This is a genomic window from Gottfriedia sp. NPDC056225, assembly GCF_042267765.1.
Lineage (GTDB): Bacteria > Bacillota > Bacilli > Bacillales > Bacillaceae_G > Gottfriedia.
Genome location: NZ_JBHJTJ010000054.1, coordinates 1 through 19,978, shown reverse-complemented (window position 1 = coordinate 19,978; position 19,978 = coordinate 1). Strand labels below are relative to the sequence as shown.

General features: G+C 32.5%; 19 protein-coding genes. 13 read left to right on the top strand and 6 right to left on the bottom strand.

Features of this window, described 5'->3' with window-relative positions; genetic code table 11:
* The first annotated feature begins 39 nt into the window (after positions 1 to 39).
* Complete coding sequence (locus tag ACFCYN_RS22015) at positions 40 to 717, top strand: response regulator transcription factor (RefSeq protein ID WP_172444511.1); 678 nt, start codon at positions 40 to 42, stop codon at positions 715 to 717.
* Between the two features lie 85 nt (positions 718 to 802).
* On the opposite strand, the gene ACFCYN_RS22010 is transcribed toward ACFCYN_RS22015, so the two are convergent.
* The gene (locus tag ACFCYN_RS22010; RefSeq protein WP_172444512.1) at positions 803 to 1,498 is read right to left on the bottom strand and encodes a response regulator transcription factor; all 696 of its coding nucleotides are present in this window, start codon (positions 1,496 to 1,498) and stop codon (positions 803 to 805) included.
* 145 nt (positions 1,499 to 1,643) lie between these two features.
* Between ACFCYN_RS22010 and ACFCYN_RS22005 the strand changes: the two genes are divergently transcribed.
* From ACFCYN_RS22005 to ACFCYN_RS21965, 9 genes are all read left to right on the top strand, one after another.
* Positions 1,644 to 2,594 (top strand): alpha/beta hydrolase, encoded by a 951-nt coding sequence (locus tag ACFCYN_RS22005; RefSeq protein WP_375951793.1) that lies wholly within the window; start codon positions 1,644 to 1,646, stop codon positions 2,592 to 2,594.
* Positions 2,595 to 2,642: 48 nt separating this feature from the next.
* Positions 2,643 to 4,265: a flavin-containing monooxygenase gene (locus tag ACFCYN_RS22000; protein ID WP_375951792.1), complete on the top strand. Its 1,623-nt coding sequence runs from the start codon at positions 2,643 to 2,645 to the stop codon at positions 4,263 to 4,265.
* A 771-nt stretch (positions 4,266 to 5,036) separates the two neighbouring features.
* Positions 5,037 to 6,275: an MFS transporter gene (locus ACFCYN_RS21995; protein WP_216854115.1), complete on the top strand. Its 1,239-nt coding sequence runs from the start codon at positions 5,037 to 5,039 to the stop codon at positions 6,273 to 6,275.
* A 19-nt stretch (positions 6,276 to 6,294) separates the two neighbouring features.
* Positions 6,295 to 6,684: an iron chaperone gene (locus ACFCYN_RS21990; protein WP_172444514.1), complete on the top strand. Its 390-nt coding sequence runs from the start codon at positions 6,295 to 6,297 to the stop codon at positions 6,682 to 6,684.
* Between the two features lie 252 nt (positions 6,685 to 6,936).
* On the top strand, positions 6,937 to 9,336 hold the full coding sequence (nirB, locus tag ACFCYN_RS21985) for a nitrite reductase large subunit NirB (RefSeq protein ID WP_375951789.1): 2,400 nt from the start codon (positions 6,937 to 6,939) through the stop codon (positions 9,334 to 9,336).
* 25 nt (positions 9,337 to 9,361) lie between these two features.
* The gene (gene nirD / locus ACFCYN_RS21980) at positions 9,362 to 9,679 is read left to right on the top strand and encodes a nitrite reductase small subunit NirD (protein WP_172444516.1); all 318 of its coding nucleotides are present in this window, start codon (positions 9,362 to 9,364) and stop codon (positions 9,677 to 9,679) included.
* 3 nt (positions 9,680 to 9,682) lie between these two features.
* Complete coding sequence (cobA, locus tag ACFCYN_RS21975; RefSeq protein ID WP_375951787.1) at positions 9,683 to 11,107, top strand: uroporphyrinogen-III C-methyltransferase; 1,425 nt, start codon at positions 9,683 to 9,685, stop codon at positions 11,105 to 11,107.
* A gap of 4 nt (positions 11,108 to 11,111) precedes the next feature.
* Positions 11,112 to 11,840 carry a sirohydrochlorin chelatase gene (locus ACFCYN_RS21970; RefSeq protein WP_375951785.1) on the top strand — a complete coding sequence of 243 codons (729 nt, stop codon included), beginning with the start codon at positions 11,112 to 11,114 and terminating at the stop codon, positions 11,838 to 11,840.
* A 5-nt stretch (positions 11,841 to 11,845) separates the two neighbouring features.
* On the top strand, positions 11,846 to 12,661 hold the full coding sequence (locus ACFCYN_RS21965; protein ID WP_375951783.1) for a formate/nitrite transporter family protein: 816 nt from the start codon (positions 11,846 to 11,848) through the stop codon (positions 12,659 to 12,661).
* A gap of 176 nt (positions 12,662 to 12,837) precedes the next feature.
* Here the strand turns inward: ACFCYN_RS21965 and ACFCYN_RS21960 are convergent, their stop codons facing one another.
* From ACFCYN_RS21960 to ACFCYN_RS21950, 3 genes are read right to left on the bottom strand one after another with little or no spacing between them, the layout of a single operon-like run.
* On the bottom strand, positions 12,838 to 14,493 hold the full coding sequence (locus ACFCYN_RS21960) for a b(o/a)3-type cytochrome-c oxidase subunit 1 (RefSeq protein WP_098118498.1): 1,656 nt from the start codon (positions 14,491 to 14,493) through the stop codon (positions 12,838 to 12,840).
* A gap of 8 nt (positions 14,494 to 14,501) precedes the next feature.
* On the bottom strand, positions 14,502 to 14,972 hold the full coding sequence (locus ACFCYN_RS21955; RefSeq protein WP_375951781.1) for a cytochrome c oxidase subunit II: 471 nt from the start codon (positions 14,970 to 14,972) through the stop codon (positions 14,502 to 14,504).
* A gap of 14 nt (positions 14,973 to 14,986) precedes the next feature.
* Positions 14,987 to 15,115: a cytochrome c oxidase subunit 2A gene (locus ACFCYN_RS21950; RefSeq protein ID WP_257131808.1), complete on the bottom strand. Its 129-nt coding sequence runs from the start codon at positions 15,113 to 15,115 to the stop codon at positions 14,987 to 14,989.
* A 581-nt stretch (positions 15,116 to 15,696) separates the two neighbouring features.
* On the opposite strand from ACFCYN_RS21950, the gene ACFCYN_RS21945 reads away from it, so the two are divergent.
* Positions 15,697 to 16,023 (top strand): hypothetical protein, encoded by a 327-nt coding sequence (locus tag ACFCYN_RS21945; RefSeq protein ID WP_375951779.1) that lies wholly within the window; start codon positions 15,697 to 15,699, stop codon positions 16,021 to 16,023.
* Positions 16,024 to 16,152: 129 nt separating this feature from the next.
* On the opposite strand, the gene ACFCYN_RS21940 is transcribed toward ACFCYN_RS21945, so the two are convergent.
* Positions 16,153 to 16,389, bottom strand: coding sequence for a hypothetical protein (locus ACFCYN_RS21940; RefSeq protein WP_172444522.1), 237 nt, complete (start codon positions 16,387 to 16,389; stop codon positions 16,153 to 16,155).
* Positions 16,390 to 16,752: 363 nt separating this feature from the next.
* Here ACFCYN_RS21940 and ACFCYN_RS21935 point away from each other — a divergent pair, with 363 nt between their 5' ends.
* Entirely contained in the window at positions 16,753 to 17,436 is a 684-nt protein-coding gene (locus ACFCYN_RS21935; protein ID WP_375951777.1) for a Dph6-related ATP pyrophosphatase, read from the top strand.
* A 28-nt stretch (positions 17,437 to 17,464) separates the two neighbouring features.
* Here the strand turns inward: ACFCYN_RS21935 and ACFCYN_RS21930 are convergent, their stop codons facing one another.
* Positions 17,465 to 18,037, bottom strand: coding sequence for a hypothetical protein (locus ACFCYN_RS21930; protein WP_375951775.1), 573 nt, complete (start codon positions 18,035 to 18,037; stop codon positions 17,465 to 17,467).
* Between the two features lie 228 nt (positions 18,038 to 18,265).
* On the opposite strand from ACFCYN_RS21930, the gene ACFCYN_RS21925 reads away from it, so the two are divergent.
* The coding region (locus ACFCYN_RS21925) for a cation:proton antiporter (RefSeq protein ID WP_375951773.1) at positions 18,266 to 19,978 on the top strand (1,713 nt) is incomplete at its 3' end.

Genomic DNA, 19,978 nt, shown 5'->3' with positions numbered 1-19,978 from the left:
AGGTAATTGGATATAATTAGCGTTAAAGGTGGTAATAAAATGTTTACTTATAATGAAATCAATCACCAAGAAAATAAAACATTTATTTTTGTTGAAAATACACTTTTCGTTTCTGGAATTTGTACCATATTAGAGCATCATAAATTAAATGTAAGAAAAATAGATTTCCATCATATCAATACAGGGGAATTAAATGAAACTTATTTTATTTGTCATGTAAAAAATGAAGAAATGGTAAATAAATCGCAATTATTAAAGTTGCGTGATAAGAAAATCAAGATCATCATCATAAAAAATAATATAGATTACAGAGAAATTGTGGACTTGATGAATATCGGAGTTAATGGAATATGCTTAACAGATATAGATGAACAATACTTAATTCAAATTGTTAAACAAGTACAAAACGGTCAATTCTTTCTAGATTCACGATTAACAAATAAAATTGTACAAGAAAACAATCGACTAATTGAGAGTGGTAGAAAAAGAAAAGAATTAGACTATAAAGCAATGAATAATCTGTTAACGAAAAGAGAAATTGAAATATTAGATTTACTAGGTAAAGGTTATTCGAACGTACAAATCGGTGATGAATTGTATATCTCAAGTAAAACTGTAAAAAATCACGTTTCAAATATAATTCATAAATTACAAGTTTCCGACCGATTAAACGCAGTCATTTTTGCGATAAAAAATAATTGGATTTCCCTTGATTAATATGGATGAAAAAATACAATTAATCTTTAATCTTTATGAGGTGAAAGGATTATTGTATTTTTTTTATGTATTTAAAGCGTTTTCATTAAGAGATAATCCCTTTACGGACTAATTCTCCAACTGCGTGTGAGCGATTATTAGCTCCAAGCTTTTTGATCGCGGATTTCACATATTGTTTTACTGTAAGTTCGCTAATATTCATTGAATCTGCCATTTCTTTCGTACTTTCACCCCAAGCAATTCTCTTCATTACTTCTAATTCTCTTTTACTTAATTCAATTGAATGGTGAGATCCAGTTGTATTTTCTAAAAATTTACCAATTAACTTACCATAATATGTAAAAGACGATAATAATTTTTCATCCATTTTTAATTCATCTTTAAATTCTGTTGAACAAATATAACCAACAACCACTGTCCCAAAACAAATAGGCACTGCAATCATGGAACTGACACTAGAAGGGAAGATATATTTACTACTTGTTTGTTTTAAGTATTCAATACCAGAACAAAATTTTGCTTTTCTTTCACAAATTGCTGAATAAATAATCGGTAGTGAACGAATATCATCTCTAATTTCACGAATATGAGATAATCCATCCGTAGTAATTAATATGATACCTTCTCCTAAAAATCCAAAAGGAGAATATCTAAATAAATATGCATTTTCTACCGGAAAAAGATTCATATACAGATCAAGGGTGTTGTACATATGTTCTTCGTGACTAGTACTAACTTCAATTTTTCTAATTTGTTCTTGTATGGTATAGTCAGAAACCACTTTATCATCTCCTTTTTAGGGATGTTATATATGCAAAATTAGGAATATTCTAATTATACTAAAAATTATATTCTTTAGATAGGCTTTTTGAGATATAGGATCTCGTAAAGTAAAACAAAATTCGAATGTGAAAGGGAGATGTATAGTGGCTAATTTAGATCCAAAAGCAAGAGCATATGTGGAGATGTTTAATCAAATGCCAGCGATTCACAAAATGGAACCAAATGCAGTAAGAGAAATGTTTGCAAGTGTACCACCTGTAGAAGTTGAACTAGCTCCGTTAGCGAAAATTGAAGATCGAAAAGTTTCAGTTGGACAAGATGACCAAATTAAGATTAGGGTATACACTCCAGAGGGGGAAGGCCCATTTCCAGTATTTGTGTATTACCATGGTGGCGGTTGGGTAATAGGTGATTTAGAAACATCAGATGCAAGTTGTAGAATGCTAGCTAATCGTACGAATAGAATAGTTGTTTCTGTCGATTATCGACTTGCTCCAGAATACAAATTTCCAATACCAGTTGAAGATTCCTATACAGCATTAAAATGGGTGAGTGAGCATGCTAATGAATTTAATGGAAACGCCTCTAATTTAGTTGTTGGTGGGGATAGTGCAGGAGGAAATCTTGCAGCAGTTGTATCGCAACTTTCAAAAGATCAAAACGGACCTAATATTTTAGGACAAGTACTTGTATATCCTGTTACGGCTTTAACTTATGATACTAAATCGTATTTTGATTTCCAAGAAGGGTATGGACTAGATCGCGATTTAATGATCTGGTTTGGAAACCATTATATCAATTCTGAAGAAGACTCTAGAAATAAATATGTTTCTCCACTTTCATCTGAAGATTTAAGTAACCTACCTTCTGCGCTTATTATTACTGCAGAAAATGATGTACTTCGAGATGAAGGAAATAAATATGGTCAGAGTTTAAGAGATGCAGGTGTAAATGTAGAGATGCATTGTGAGGAAGGACTTGTTCACGGATATTTTACAAATATGGCGGTGTTTCCTGAGCGAATAGAGAAGTCGATTAATCGAATTGAGGAGTTTTTAAATAAATTGAATCAAACGGTTTTAAATAAAGGATAAGATTGATTCCATTCTTAAAAAAATTTATTTAAAGAAGGAGGATTTGAAATGAAAGCTAACATTCAACATTTTGACGCAATTGTTATTGGTGCAGGCTTTTCGGGGTTATACATGCTCCATCGCTTAAGAGAGGATGGAATCTCGGCTCGTGTATTTGAAGCTGGTGAGGGCGTTGGCGGGACATGGTTTTGGAATCGTTATCCAGGAGCAAGATGTGATTCAGAAAGCATTTACTATAATTATACATTTTCTGAAGAATTATATAAAGAATGGACATGGACTTCTAGGTATCCTGAGCAACCTGAAATATTAAGCTATTTGAATTTTGTAGCCGATAAATTTAATTTACGTAAAGATATTCAATTTAATACAAGAGTTCAATCTGCACACTATGATCCTGAAAATAATTTATGGAATATTAAACTTGAAAACAACACGAACGTAACGGCAAAATACTTTATTACGGGTGTTGGATGTTTATCAGCAGCAAATGTGCCTGACTTCAAAGGAATCGAATCATTCAAAGGAGAATGGTATCATACAGGTCACTGGCCAAGAGATAAAGAAGTTGATTTAAAAGGTAAACGCGTTGGAATCATTGGAACAGGATCGAGCGGTGTACAAGCTATTCCAGTGATTGCACAGCAAGCAGTTCACTTAACTGTATTTCAACGAACACCTCAATATAGTGCACCTGCGAGAAATCATCCTTATGACCTAGAATATATCCGAAATACTAAAGCAAATTTTAAAGAAATTAAAAAACAAATGCGAGAATCTACTGGCGGTCAACCTACTGAAGTACCAACTCAATCTGCACTAGAGGTTAATCATTTAGAAAGAACTCAAAAATACGAAGATATTTGGAAAAATGGCGGACTTGGACTTTTTGGAGCATTTACTGACCTTACACTGAATGAAAAAGCAAATGAAACAGTTGCTGAGTTTATCCGCTCAAAAATTAGTGAAATAGTACATGATTCTAAAGTTGCCAAAAAATTAATGCCATATTATTACTATGGTACAAAACGTCCAATTATTGATACGAATTATTATGAAACATATAATCGTGATAATGTTACATTAATTGATGTCAAGAGCGATCCAATCGAATCAATTACACCTGCTGGTTTGAAAACTAAAGATAATGAATACGAATTAGATGTTATTATTTTTGCTACTGGTTATGATGGGATGACCGGTCCGTTAATGAAGATCGATATAAAAGGAAAAGATGGAGTTACATTAAAAGAAAAATGGGCAGGAGGAGCTCAAACGAGAACCTATCTTGGAATTGCTAACGCAGGATTTCCTAATATGTTTATGATCACTGGCCCTGAAAGTCCTTCAGTTTTAAGTAATATGCCAGTTTCAATCGAACAACATGTAGAATGGATTGCGGATTGTATTCAGTTCTTACGACAAAAGGACATCGATGTAATTGAAGCTAATATTGAAGCAGAAAATGCATGGAGTCAACATTGTCGAGAAGTTGCCGAGGCGACACTTTTTACTAAAACCGAATCATGGTACACCGGGGCAAATATTAAAGGAAAACCAAGAGGGTTTCAAATTTATTTAGGCGGTGTTGGAGCATACCGTAAAAAGTGCGATGAAATTGCTTCGAGTGGGTATGAAGGTTTTGTTTTAACTTCAACTGCAGTTCACTAATTGGTTTTGTAATATTTTAAGAGGATGTCCCGAAAGTATAACTTTAGGGGCATCCTTGGCTCTTTTTATAGGTAATTAGAAACTTATACTAAATGTTAAGCGAAAATAAGCGAGTGAACATACGAAAAATGGATCAGAAACAGCATTAATGTCGCCGTGTAAATAAGTGCTTGAAAGGTGCATATATGTAATCAGAAATTGCATTAATGGGGAAGTGAAAATAAATGTGTAAAACGTGCAATTAGGAAATCAGAAACTGCATTAATTTAAATTTCCTATAATCCCAAAATTCTATAATAATAGTTATACCCGTTGGGGTATTTTGGCTTCATTTTGCCTCAATATAGACGGTCTAATATAGAAAATTAATTAATTTTCTATATTTCATTCAAAATAACCTTAGTTTGATAAAAAAATCTACTATATACCTAAAAATCAGAATCATAAAATTACCTTTAATTAAAAAACGCCACTAAAATACCCCCATATTTGCCTCGAGACAGTCAGCATTATTAATAAATTTAAAAATGGAAGCCCCTTTACCAGTTAAGTTGTATTCTAAAACTTCAGTTTTAAAGGATTTAGATTTTATAAAAAAAACTTATTTAGTAATAGCTTTATCCCATCTAATTATTAAAATTCATTAAGGTTAAGGTGAATTAATCCACTAATCCAGAGTAAAAATAGTATAATGATTTGTATTTAAATTTTATCTCTAGTATAAATATTCATTTTGCTAGATGTAAGAGATAAAAAGGGGAGAGTTTTATTTTGTCTGCATCAAATAAATCTATTTTTAAAGGGACTTCATTTACGAACTTCTGGATCTCGCGAATGATGACCTCTACGTCTTTTCAGATGTTATCCGTTGCAATTGGATGGCAAATGTATGATTTGACTCATGACGCATTTAGTCTTGGTTTAGTAGGACTAGCGCAGTTTATTCCGATGGTATTACTTACATTAGTAGTAGGTCAGGTCGCTGACAGAGTTGATCGTCGAAAAATCGTTTTCATATGTCAAATGATTGAAGCGCTTATTGCAGGACTTCTTTTATATGGAAATTATGCAAATTGGCTTAGTCGTGAGGAAATATTAGTAGCTGCATTTATACTCGGTGCTTGCCGATCTTTTGAGGGTCCAGCTTCATCAGCTTTATTGCCACAAGTAGTTCCAAAGTCTATTTTACAACAAGCTATTTCTTGGAGTACTTCTGCAGGTCAAACAGCACAAATATTAGGGCCATCTCTTGGAGGAGTATTATTTTCAGTTGGGCCGGCTTATGTTTATGCAACTTCAGCAATTGCCTTATTACTTTCATCAATCCTTACATACTTCATTAAATTAGATAGTCAATTTATTCGAAAATCAGAGCCAGTTACTTTACGAACAATGCTAATGGGTTTAGAATTTGTATATAAACATCCAATTATTTTAGGAACGATTTCGCTTGATTTATTCGCGGTTCTACTAGGTGGAGCTACAGCCCTTTTACCAATTTATGCGCAAGATATATTACATACGGGTGCATGGGGATTAGGTTTAATGCGAACTGCACCTGCTGTGGGAGCATTAATCATGTCACTAATATTAGCGTATTCTCCACTAAAAAAATCATATGGTCCGATATTATTTAGTGCATTAATTGTGTTTGGATTGGCTACTGTGCTATTTGCAGTTTCAACAAATATAGTCATTTCATTAATTGCTTTATTTATCATCGGAGCTTCTGATGTAGTCAGTGTAGTAATCCGTTCTTCACTAGTGCAGCTACAAACTCCAGACGATATGAGAGGTCGAGTCAATGCCGTAAATTCGCTATTTATTGGAACCTCAAATCAACTTGGAGAATTTGAATCTGGTACGATGGCTGGATTAATTGGTACTGTTCCAGCAGCAGTAGTTGGAGGTCTTGGGACGATAGTAGTTGCTGGACTTTGGATGTATTTATTCCCTTCGCTTAGAAGAATTAATTCACTTTCTGGAGAGAAAACAGAAAAAGTAGGATAATTTAATTAAAGGAGAATTTATGGAAAATACAAAAAAAACATTTGATACGATTGATGAATATATTTCACAATTTCAACCAGAAATTCAAGAAAAATTACAAGCTTTAAGAAGGACAATTAAAGAAATTGTACCGAATGCAGTTGAAAAAATTAGTTATCAAATGCCTGCATTTGCGCTTAATAAAAACTTAGTACACTTTGCAGCATTTAAAAATCACATAGGATTTTATCCTGGAGCAAGCGGAATTGCAGCATTTAAGGAAGAGTTATCAGTTTATAAAGGCGCAAAAGGGTCTGTTCAATTTCCAATAAATGAACCACTACCGTTTGATTTAGTAAAAAAGATTGTTAAATATAGAGAAATTGAAGATATAAAAAAAGAAGAAGAAAAAAAACAAAAGAAGAAATAAATTTTATAAACATGAGTCAAATATGAAGTAAAAACCTCTAAGTCAATTTAGTCTTAGAGGATTTTACTTCTTAAAGGGAAATGTCTGATGACATTTTGTTCATAATTCTGTCAAAGAATTTGCTTTGAAAACTTAAATTATCCGTTATACTAAACTTGTATTCAACTAGTAAAACGATTTGTTATCAAAAAAAATTTTTTTTAGAAGTTTATGTGAAAAATTTCACAATTCCTATTTTGGGGGACATTGCAGATGAAAAGAAAATTATTAATGATTGGTAATGGAATGGCAGGAGTTCGTTGTATAGAGGAGATTTTAAAAAGAAATAAAAATTTATTTGAAATTACAATCATTGGAGATGAGCCACATCCGAACTATAACCGAATTATGCTTTCAAATGTGCTACAAGGTAAAACTACAATTGATGAAATAAATATTAATGATTGGAATTGGTATGAAGAGAATCAAATTACATTACTTACAAACGAAAGAGTTACGGAAATTTCACCTTTAGATAAAATAGTAGAAACAGAAAAAGGAAAAATGATTTCTTATGATGAACTTATTATAGCTACTGGTTCGAGTGCATTTATACTGCCGATTCCAGGAAATCAACTTGAAGGAGTAGTCGGTTTTCGTACAATTCAAGATACTGAACTAATGATAAATTGCGCACAAAAATATAAGAAAGCCGTTGTAATTGGAGGTGGCCTATTAGGTTTAGAGGCAGCAAGAGGTTTAATTGATCGAGGAATGGAAGTTCATGTAGTCCATCTACTACCTACTTTAATGGAACAACAACTAGATGAACCTGCAGCAAAAATGCTTAAAAAAGATTTAGAAGCTCAAGGTATGAATTTCTTAATGGAAAAACAGACGGTTTCGATTAACGGTACAAATCGTGTAGAAGGCATTAATTTTTCAGATGGTACTAGTTTAGAATGTGATTTGGTAGTAATGGCAGTTGGGATCAGACCTAACATATCATTAGCAAAAAATGCAGGAATTGATGTAAACCGTGCAATTCTTGTAAACGATTTTATGCAATCATCTGATTCATCAATTTATGCTGTAGGTGAATGTGCCGAACATAATGGAACTACTTATGGATTAGTAGCGCCGTTGTATGAACAAGGGATTGTACTTGCAGATCATATAACCGGTTTCCCAACCAACGGATATAAAGGAAGCATATTATCAACTCAGTTAAAGGTTTCAGGATGTGATCTATTTTCCGGAGGACTAATTCACGAGGAAGATGATACACAAGCGATCGTAATAAATGACCAATTTGCTGGTCTTTATAAAAAAGTAATTGTAAGGGATGAAAAAGTTGTTGGTGTAGTTTTATACGGAGATGCATCAGATGGTAATCGACTGTTCAATATGCTGAAAAATGAAACTAATATTAAAGAATTTACAAGTGCTTCGATTCTCCATAAATCAGGAGAGGATTCAGCAGAAGACTTTGTTCTATCCATGAGTGCAAATGATACAGTTTGTGGGTGTAATGGAGTAACGAAAGGCACAATCGTGCAATCAATTTTAGAACAAGAGCTTACTACGTTTGAAGATGTGAAAAGTTGCACAAAGGCTGGAGCATCTTGTGGAAAGTGTAAAGGAATGGTTGAAAGTATTTTAGCAGCAACACTTGGTGATACATTTGATCCAAATGCTGCAAAACCAGGCATGTGTGGATGTACACACTTATCTCGTGATGAAGTTATGAATGAAATAAAAGAAAAAGGGTTACAAACTCCTAGGGAAGTTCGAATGGTTCTAGGTTTTGAAAGTGAAGAAGGATGTTCAAAATGTAGACCAGCTTTAAACTATTATTTAAGAATGATGTATCCAAATGATTATCATGATGATAAGTCATCTCGTTTCGTAAATGAAAGAATGGAAGGAAATATTCAAAAAGATGGTTCATTCTCTATTGTACCTCGAATGTATGGTGGGGTTACGACTGGTGATGAATTGATTAAAATTGGTGAAGTTGCAAATAAATTTAGCATACCGTTAGTAAAAGTTACGGGTGCAAGCCGAGTTGGTTTATATGGTGTAAAAAAAGAAGACGTACCAAAGGTTTGGCAAGAATTAGGGATGCGTTCTGGCTATGCATATTCTAAGTCCTTAAGAAACGTTAAATCATGTGTCGGAAATCGATTCTGCCGATTTGGAACACAAGATTCATTAGGATTAGGAATCCAACTAGAAAAAGCAATTGAAATGGTAGATACTCCGCACAAAATGAAGATGGGTGTAACAGGCTGTCCAAGAAACTGTGCTGAAGTACTGACAAAAGACTTTGGAGTAATTTGCGTGGAAAATGGCTATCAGCTTTATATTGGCGGGAATGGTGGAACAGAGGTTAGAGAATGTGATCAACTAACGACTGTTATAACTGAAGAAGAAGTAATTCATATGGCAAAAGCATACGTTCAATTCTATCGAGAAACTGGCGTTTACGGTGAACGAACTGCTCCTTGGGTAGAAAGACTTGGAGTGGATACAGTTAAAGAAGTGTTGTTAAATAAAGAACAAGAAAATGCATTAGTAGAGAAATTCAATCAAGCAAAAGCAACATATGAAGAAGCTTGGGGTCAAGCGTTAACGAATCAATTAGATCTTTATGAAGTTATTAGAAAATAATAGCGAAATCGAGAGGAGCCATAATATGATCACAACACCAGAAAAAATTAATGTTATTGATGTAGAATCATTACCAATACAAATAGGAAAAGAAATCGTTATTAAAGGGGAATCAATTGCTTTATTTCGTTTATCAAACGGAGAAGTATATGCAATCGAAAGTACTTGTCCATATACTAATGGGCCACTTGCAGAAGGTATTGTTTCAGGTGAATATGTATTTTGTCCGCTACGTGACTGGAAAATTTCATTAAGAACTGGTGAAGTACAAAAACCAGATGATGGAATTGTAAAAACATATGAAACAGAAATAATTGACGGTTATGTTTATATTATGGTGTAACTTATGACAAAAAAAGATGGATTTATCTCATTTGTAGGTGCTGGTCCTGGCGATTTAGGTTTAATAACTGAAAAAGGAATGAATTGTATTCGAGAAGCAGAAGTAATCTTATACGATCGACTTGCAAATCCAAGATTACTACGAGAAGCGACTGGAAATTGTGAATTCATTTACTGTGGAAAGCTCCCTGATCGACATACTATGCGACAAGAAATGATTAATCAAACATTAGTCAATTATGCAAAAGAAGGTAAATATGTCGTTAGATTAAAAGGTGGAGACCCATCAGTTTTCGGAAGAGTAGGGGAAGAAGCAGAGGAAGCTTCAAAGCATAATATACCTTATGAAATTGTACCGGGCATTACATCTAGCATCGCTGCAGCTGCATATGCTGGTATTCCAGTCACACATCGTGAATATAGTACAAGCTTTACATTAAGAACTGGACATAAATGTTTGGAAAATGAAGATTTAAAGGAATCAAATTGTTCCGATCAGTTAGGAGATACACTTGCATATTACATGGGAGTAAATAATCTCCCTAAAATATGTAAGCATTTAATCCAAAATGGTAAATCGAAAGAAACTCCGGTAGCTGTAATACAGTGGGGAACAATTGGAAAACAAAAAGTTGTTGAAGGAACGATTGAAACAATTGTATCAAATATTGAGAAAGAAAAAATTACAAATCCTGCGATGACTATTATTGGAGATGTAGTTAAACTTCGCTCAAAGCTTGCTTGGTTTGATAAGAAAAAATATTTTGGACGAAAAATTTTATTGGCAAAAGCTACTGCAACAGTAGAAAAGAATGGACTAGAAGCTTATTTATCTGAGAATGGTGCTGAGGTTTATTCTTTTCCTACACTTAAATTGGTTGAACTTCCAATTGAAAATGATCAGTTAGTTGATGCATTTTGTCATGAAAGATTAGTTTTTTGTACGCCAGAAAGTGTGGAATTATTTATTTCTAATATGCACAGATCAAATTACGATGTACGTAAACTTCCAATGAGAATTGAGTCAATTTCTTCGAAGACAAGTAAGGTACTTGCGAAGTATGGAATTCTTGCAGAGAAGTTCATTGATGAAGAAGTCTCAACAGTATTTGTTGGATCTCAAGACAAGGAAGACCCAAAGCCACCTAAATCTAAATTTTTGGCAACACATAAAATTATTGCAGATTCTCGCTTTGATGTAATAAATCAAAGAATGTTAGATGAAACGAATTGGGAGTCAATTATTTTTCCAAATAAGTCGTCGGTAGATTGGTTATTAAAAGAATTAAATGAAACAGATCAACATGCTTTAAAAAATTTACCTTTTGCATATATCGGTGAATCAGTTAAGGAATATGCATTTAAGTGTGGTTTTACAAAAGTTGATGAAGAACTACAAGATCAACTATTGCTTAGAGATTGGAAGTGAAGTCATGTTTGATGCCGTCGTTTATATTGGACACGGAAGTCGTAGGCAAGAAGGTAATGAACAATTTATTCACTTTATTCAGTCAGTCATCAAAAACGTTGCAGTCCAAAAACAAGAGTATGCATTTTTAGAATTAGTTGAGCCAACCATTCAGCAAACGTTAGAAAAAGTAATTTTAGAAGGTGCGCAAAAAATATTAGTCGTACCAGTATTATTATTTGCAGCCGGTCATTTTAAACGAGATATACCAGACGAATTAAATCTTATATTAGACCGATTTCCACAAGTGAAGATTACAATAACTGAACCGTTTGGTGTACATGAGAAAATGATTCAATTAGTTCAAAAACGAGTAATGGTCGCAAAAGAAACTAGTCATTCTGCAATATTATTAGTCGGACGAGGTAGTAGTGATACTGAGCCAATTGAAATGCTTGAACAAATAGGAAATGCTGTAGAGGATCGTATGGGAGTACCTGTTCGGACAGCTTTTTTAACAGCTGGAAAACCAAAGTTAGAAGATATGATTAATAAGATGAGTAAAGAATTTCAAAGTATTTATGTTATGCCCTATTTATTATTTACAGGTCTACTGCTTGAAAAAATTAAGAGACGCATTGCACTAGAAAATGAAAAGTTTCACCTGTGTGAGAATTTACAATTTGATGAATTAATGAGTGAAGCACTTATAGAACGTATTCAAGAAAAGGTAAAAAGTCTAAATAAAGGGTGATAAATTTGAAAGAAATTATAGATACAATTGGAAATGCAGCTTTAGTTAGGACAAACCAAGTAAATTCAAGTAAAACAAAATATATGGTTCCTACAATGATGGCAGGCTTTTTTGTAGGATTAGGTATTATATTAATCTTCACAATTGGTGGATTACTAGCTCCCACTGCCTTTGCTGGAACAAAAATTATTATGGGTGTTTCATTTGGAATTGCATTAAGTTTAGTCATTATGGCTGGAGCAGATTTATTTACGGGAAATAACATGATTATGTCAATTGGCATGTTAGAAAAAAAGGTGAGTTGGACTGATACTTTGAAAGTATGGTGCTATAGCTATCTTGGAAATTTATTAGGTTCAGTACTTGTAGCTGTATTGTTTGTATACTCTGGATTAGCTAATGGTGGTGTAGCAGATTTTATTAATAATGCAGCATCAGCAAAAATGAATGCTCCATTTGTTGAGCTACTAATACGTGGAATTCTTTGTAATATTCTTGTTTGTTTAGCTCTTTGGTGTTCATTTAAAATGAAATCTGAATCTGGTAAATTAATTATGGTATTCTGGTGCTTGTTTGCATTTATTACTTCAGGGTTTGAACATAGCATTGCAAATATGACATTATTATCAATCTCTTTATTAATCAAACACCCTGAAACAATTACATTCGCAGGAATGGTTTCAAATTTAATACCAGTTACAATTGGCAATATTATAGGTGGAAGTCTTTTTGTTGGAGCGGCTTACTGGGTTTCTAGTTCTGGAACTACAAATAAAAAATTATCATCTACTAAAAACAGTCATAGTAAGAAAGTAAGTTAATAAAATTAGCATAAAAAGGAAAAAACCTTATTCAAAAACTGAATAAGGTTGTTTTTTTACGCATGAAAGTGAAAACAGTACTATTCTTCTTTTGTTGTTAAATCAACAAAAATAATGATACTGATTACTGCTACTAGGATTAATGAAAATGTTAAAATGAACAATTTAATTCACTCCTACCATGTTTTGAAGCCCTCTGATCCTGTCGGATGATGTTGATGCATCATATGTGATAATGGAATTGTATAAGCAATTAAGATTAATACAATCGATACCCCAATCCATAACCACCAATTTTCTAAAATACGTGGCGTGTTTTCAGTATTACTTTCAGCAACTGGGAATTCTACTAATTCTTCCTTAGATTGAGCTGTCGGTAAAGCGAAAATTGATTGAGCGACAATAAAAATTAATAACAAAGCAGATAAAAATAAGATTGAACCACCAACTGCAACTGTAAAATGGTTTGTGAAAACGCCAGTAAACCATTTGGCTGCTGCCGGATGTCCCATATAATCGGTATATGAAGTACGTCTTGGAGCACCGTAGAGGCCAAGTATGTGCATTGTTGTTGACATTAAAAACATACCAATAGCCCATGTGAAAATTTGGATAAACGCTAATCTTTGAATTTCTTTTGTAAGTTTTTTCCCTGTTAAATAAGGAATTAACCAAAAAGTTAATCCGAAAAATGTCATAGCGACAGGTGTACCAACTGTAATATGGAAATGACCTACAATCCAAAGTGTATTATGAACGATCTCGTCTAGTTGATAACTTGCATTTATTATCCCACCTGCACCACCAGGAGCAAAAAATAGCATTGCTATGAAAAGTGATGTAAAGCGAACATCTTTCCAAGGTAATTTAAAGAACCAACCGAATAGCCCTCTTGCACCTTTTTTCCTTCCTGAGATTTCAAATACCGCAAACATAGAGAAAGCAGTCATTAACGAAGGGATAATTACCATAAATGTTAACACCGTTTGGAGGAATTTCCAGAAACTTGAAATCCCAGGTTCTTGAAGTTGATGGTGAAACCCAACCGGAATTGAGAATAACAGGAATAAGATAAATGCTAATCGTGCAAGTGAATCACTAAATACTTCTCCGCCAACAATCTTTGGCATAATTGCATACCAACCAATATAAGCAGGGAGCAGCCAAAAATAAACAAGTGGATGACCAAAAAACCAAAAAAGCGAACGACTTAATTCTACATTAATTGTATCAACCCAACCGAAAGCCCACGGTATAAATTGAAATAGTACTGTCGCAGCAACACCAAGACTTGCGATTACCCATAAAGCAATCGTTGCAACTGTCATAAAAGCAATTAGCGGACTTATCATTCCTTTATTTTTTTTCTTCCAAGCAACATATTGGCCAACTAGCGCAAATCCAGTTATCCAAGTGCCAACGACAAAAAGTGCTAAAGCAACGTAAAACCAAGCACTAGCCTGAAGTGGGGCATAAAAAGTATATAATACAGATGCTTGACCAGAAAGAATCATGATAACTGCAAGGATCGTACCAATTGTCATGACAATAAAACCAACCCAACTAAAAGACTTTACTTTTGGGCCGAAGTCACCTAGCGTTTTACTCATTCCTGTAATCAAGAAACCAAAAATAAAGTATGTAGTAAAGACAATAGCAAGCAAGATACCATGGGCAGTTAAAACTTGATAGTAATCAAGCCACTTTGGTAGTTCAAGTGCTTTGTTTCGAACAAATACCTGCAATAAACCAGCAAAAGTACCTAGTAAAAACGCAATATATGCAACTATAATGTGAGTTAATGCAAGTTTACGATCTGATTTTCCAATCATTTCATTCATTATTTCACCGCCTCAATTGTTGTTTGCATAAACGAATGACCTGTTCCGCAATACTCATTACATAAAATTAAATAATTTCCAGGCTTTTTAAACGAATATTCCTTCGTATTAATTTGACCAGGAACAGCCATCATATTTACATTTGTATGAACGATCGAAAAACTATGATTTACATCTGTACTCGTTAAAACGAATCGAATCTTCTTTCCAACTGGAACTTTTAGTTTAGTTGGTTCATAAGCAAATGTTTTTGCAAGTATAACAACATCATAAGTACCATCATCCTTTGCATACACACCTGGATGATTGAAAGGTGCAGTATTTTCAACAGTTTGCGGATTAACTGTGTCCATACCACCCGCTGGTTGAAGATGGGAACGAAAAGCTGTTACACCGATAATGACTAGAAAAACAATTAAAGAAATTCCTCCAAATGTTAGCCAAATTTTTTCGTATTTATGTAGATGCATGTAAATTCTCCTAGTTAACGACTTAAATAAAATGCATAGAAGCTAAACCATAAAATGACAATGAAAACACCTAGTACGAGAACACTAATAAAAGTTCCATTTAAATTATGATCATGCTCACTCCCAGTTTTCTTTGAACTCAATTTAATCCCTCCATATGCTAAATTAAAAAATAAATTCTAAAAGATAGTATTATTTTTTCCAAGTATTTCTATTCAAGGAAATGATTTGTAAGTTACTATTCTTTAAAGAAAAAATTCAAGCTAAAAGTAGATTTCTGAAAAAATGTAGTGATTTAATGAAATTTTAATGAAAAAGGGGGGAAAGAGAATGGGAAATATAGAAGAGTTAAATTGAGGTCATTTTTAATTTCTAGGTGGTTTCAATCATGATAGATCATTAAGAAAGATTAATTATTAGCGGAATGAAATTTCAATAGTTTAATTTGGGGCCAGTAGTTTGTTTAATGAAATTACCATTCTATTAAAAAAGCTGTTAATAGGTGAGATTTGAGTGAGCTAGTAGACGTTTAAAGCCTCATTAAAGATGAAAATAAAAATGAATTTTACCTAGTTAAATATCTTTTTATACATAAGCATTTAAATGAAAATTGACAGTTGATGAAGCGGAGTCTATGAAACGAAAGTGATTATACTCTATTGAACTGATTAGAAAGTTCTTTAATGAATCTATACTTATTAATACATGGTAAGGAGTGGGTGATTTGTCTAACACTGTGCATTGTGATCGTTGCTCTCAGGAAATAAGGATAAGAGGAGATCTTGTAACTGCAACAATGTTTTTTCAAGTAGTTCCATATCACGTAGATTGTTATGCGAAAGATTTAAAGGGAGCAAAAACACTTATTTTAAATAATCAGCCAATTAATGGATTCTCTGGGAACTTTCTTACTTTTATAGCGATCGTTGTCTTCATCGTATCATTTTTTATAAATGATGAAACGAGGATTTATTTGTCAATTTTATCGGTAATTCCGATAATTTATCGGCTTTATTCATTTTTAATTTATGAGCGACATTTAGAAAAATAGGGAACAAATTTATAAAAGTTATTAATAATAACTTTACTTTTGCGCCAATATTTTTTAAGGTTTAGAATTGATGTCTTTTTTACAAAACAAAAATTAAAAAAACTCTGATTGACAGAGTTTTTTTTAATATTATTTACCGAAATTGCCAGCAAATTGCATGACAACTGCTTTAACTTCTTCTAATTTATCTGGTTTTAATAGAGTAATCATTTTTGGAACAAATTGTTGAACTTCTTCTAAAGAAAAAGTACCTTCATCTTGTTTCTTGAAGTTTTCTAAAAGAATCTCTTTTGCTTCATTTTCTTTGCCTTCTTGTACTCTTTGTAAAATAAAATTTAAGAACATTTCTTGAGCTTGCTTGTCCATCCCTTTGTTGCCTCCTAAAAAATAAAATTATACAACCATTTGGTGTTATTTATTATTATAACACCCTATGGTTGTATGTCAATTTTATTTTTCTCTATTGCTTGATTCAGTATGTATTAGTTTGACGATATTTTTGTAAATCCGATTTATTATGTGAGTAGGAAGAAGTTAAATTAACTGAGAGTAATATACTTGTATTTTATCAATTAAAAGATATGAATTATGTAAATTTAATTAACGTTTTGTTGGATTTTTAGTGAAGTCATTAATTTAAAGATTAATGCAAACCTCTACTAAAAGTGGCCAAATTGCGTTTATAATATTTAAGTAGCAAGGTTTCTAAAAAGGGGAGGCAATCAAAATTTGAAGAAAAAAATAGTAGTATCTTTTAGTGGAAAAGATTCAACATTGGCTTTACATGATTTAATGCATTCAAATGAATTCGAAGTCGTATTGTTAATAGCATCTGTAACGGAAGGATTTAACCGTACTAGTATTCATGGGGTTAGAGTCGAATTATTAGAGGCTCAAGCAAAATCAATTGGACTTCCATTAAGGAAAATTTGGATTCCAGAAAATTGTTCGAATGAGTTATACCAAGAGATCATGACAAAGGTTAATTTAGAAATAATAGAGCAAGGGATTGAATATGTTGCGTTTGGAGATCTTTTTCTTGAAGATGTCCGAAAGTACCGAGAGGAAATGTTAAAACCACTAGGAATAACGCCAATTTTTCCTCTTTGGGGTGAAAGTACATCAAACGTGATTAGACGTTTTCTATCATTAGGGTATAAAACGATTATTACTTGTGTAGATTTAACTAGATTATCTGAAGAATTTTCAGGCAAAGTGATCGATAAACAGTTTATAGACGAACTTCCAAAAGAAGTTGACCCTTGTGGTGAAAACGGTGAATATCACTCATTTGTGTTTGATGGACCGATTTTTAATACTCCAATTCATTTTGAGATTGGTGAAAAGAAACGATCTGCAGATATTTATACAGGTGAAATTAGATTTTGTTTTACCGATATTGTTCCTAACTGAATCGAAATCATCAAGTAAGAACATAAAACTAGTTCTTAATACTTGGACCCCATGGTGGAGTTGTTCCTTCATACATAGTAATATTTTGTTTCGCTAATCCAACTTGTTCGGCATAATAGTTTAACATCTCAAATACTGTTAACCGATGAAATGAGCCATTATTAAATTGTGGTTCATTTCTTTTTTTTTGATCCACTTTCCAAAGTGATACGAAGACTTTTGCAGTATGGTCATTAAATTCATTGATTGGAACACTAAAGTTGATGTTTTCATTATAATCATTTGCAACTGTAATAAGCGTAACTTCACCCATTTCCTTTTTTGGAAAACGAAAATCCTTTGTTACGGTTACTTGTAATTTTGCAGTTCCATTTGAATCCGTCAATTCTGTTCCAATCACTTTACCTAATGAATTGATAACAATAATTCTTGCTCCTTTTATTGGTGTAACCTCATCTATCGAATCAGTGGAATTAGAAGAGGGACTTACTTGAACTGTAAGTGTGGCCGAAACATTATTCGGCATATCTGCAAATGTTAATGATGTAAAACTAAAGAATAGTAACGCACTTAAAATAGTTGTCAAATATATTTTTTTCATCATTTCGCACCTTGTGAATTATTTAATGACTTAGTTTAAGTTTAATTATTCAATTATATACTTTTAAATAGTAAACAATCTTTCTCTAAATAAAGAAGGTAATTGGGAACATTCAACAACATAATTTCTAGACTAGATAAATCATAGGTTAGAATATAAATGTTAATTTTACTTAATACTATTTAGCAAAAATAATCTTTTACGTACTAATACAAGAGGCAAGCTAATATGGAAATCTTTGAATTCATTTTATTTATGTTAAGTGGCGTTTTTATTTCTAATGTAGTTAGTAGATTAATTCCTAGTATTTCAGTACCACTTATTCAAGTTGGTTTAGGAATTTGTTTAGCTATTCCATTATCCGGACATTCGATCGAATTAAATCCGGAACTTTTTCTTCTTCTCTTTATGGCACCTCTTTTATTTAATGATGGGGCAAATGTTAATAAAAAAGCTTTATGGGCAGTTAGAAAACCAATTTTATTACTTTCTGTTGGATTAGTATTTTTAACTGTAGCTATTTTAGGCTATTTCATTCATTGGATGATTCCGATTATTCCTTTTCCTGCATGTTTTGCCCTCGCAGCCGCATTAGCGCCTACAGATGCAATCGCAGTTAGTGCTATGGCAAATAAAATTAAAATTTCACATAAAATTTTGAATATCTTAGAAGGTGAATCACTTATAAATGATGCTTCTGGATTGGTATCTTTTCAATTCGCTGTAGCAGCATTGATTACCAGTTCCTTTTCAATCTTTCAAGCGAGTACTAGCTTTTTATTTCTTTCTCTTGGTGGGGTTGTTTTAGGAGCATTTTTAAGTTTTCTTAAAATCTTGCTAATGCGTTGGTTTAGACAACTAGGGATTGAAAATACAATTTCATTTATTTTAATGGAACTTTTATTACCATTTTTAATTTTTGTAGTCGCAGAACATTTTGGCGTAAGTGGAATATTGGCAGTTGTTAGTGGGGGAATTGTTCATTCGTTTAGCTATAAACATATGAATCCAGAAATCGTTCAATTAAATCTATTATCCAAAAACACTTGGTCAGTATTAACATTTAGTTTGAATGGATTAGTATTTATTCTATTAGGTACTCAAATACCAATTATTTTACAAACAGTTCAGCAAAAAAATTATATAAGTAGTGACACCCTCTTAATTTATATACTAAGTATCACACTAGTACTACTGGCTTTACGTTTTATTTGGGTTTATTTCTTTAATAATTTTGAATCAGATTCAGCGAATAGCTTTAAAAGCAAACTTAAAACAACCTCTTTATATACAATTTCAGGTGTCCGAGGAACAATTACACTAGTCAGTGCACTATCGTTACCGATCGAATTAAGTGTAGGAAGATATTTTTTAGAAAGAGATTTATTAATTATTATCTCAGCCGGCGTAATCCTAACTACATTACTACTTGCAAACTTTACTTTATCATTATTTGCACCTAAAAAAGAAAGAATAACTGGTCAAAAGGATTACACCAAGGAAATTGAGATATTAAGAGAGGTCATAGAAAAAATAAAGAGTTATCAAACTGATGAAAATGATGTAGAGATTGCTGAAATCATTCATATTTATAATAATCGTATCCTTTCATTAACAAGTTCAACTGATCTAAATAGTAATGTAAAGCTATTAAACCGTTTTATATTAGAGATGCAAATAGAAGATACAAATAATTTACTTAAAAATAGACAGATTTCTCTCCAAATAGCGTTTCCTACTTTAAAGCGGTCGAATAAAAGGCTTTATTTTCTTACAAAGGATAAACGATATAAAGCGGATGTATTTTATAAGGAATTAATAAATAACAATCTGCACGTAGGTAATTTTATTCCACGATCATTTGAAGAAAATCGAAGACAATTAATTAAACTAAAAAACAGTAATAATCAGTTTGTTTTAGAAAAATTGAAGGAATTAAAA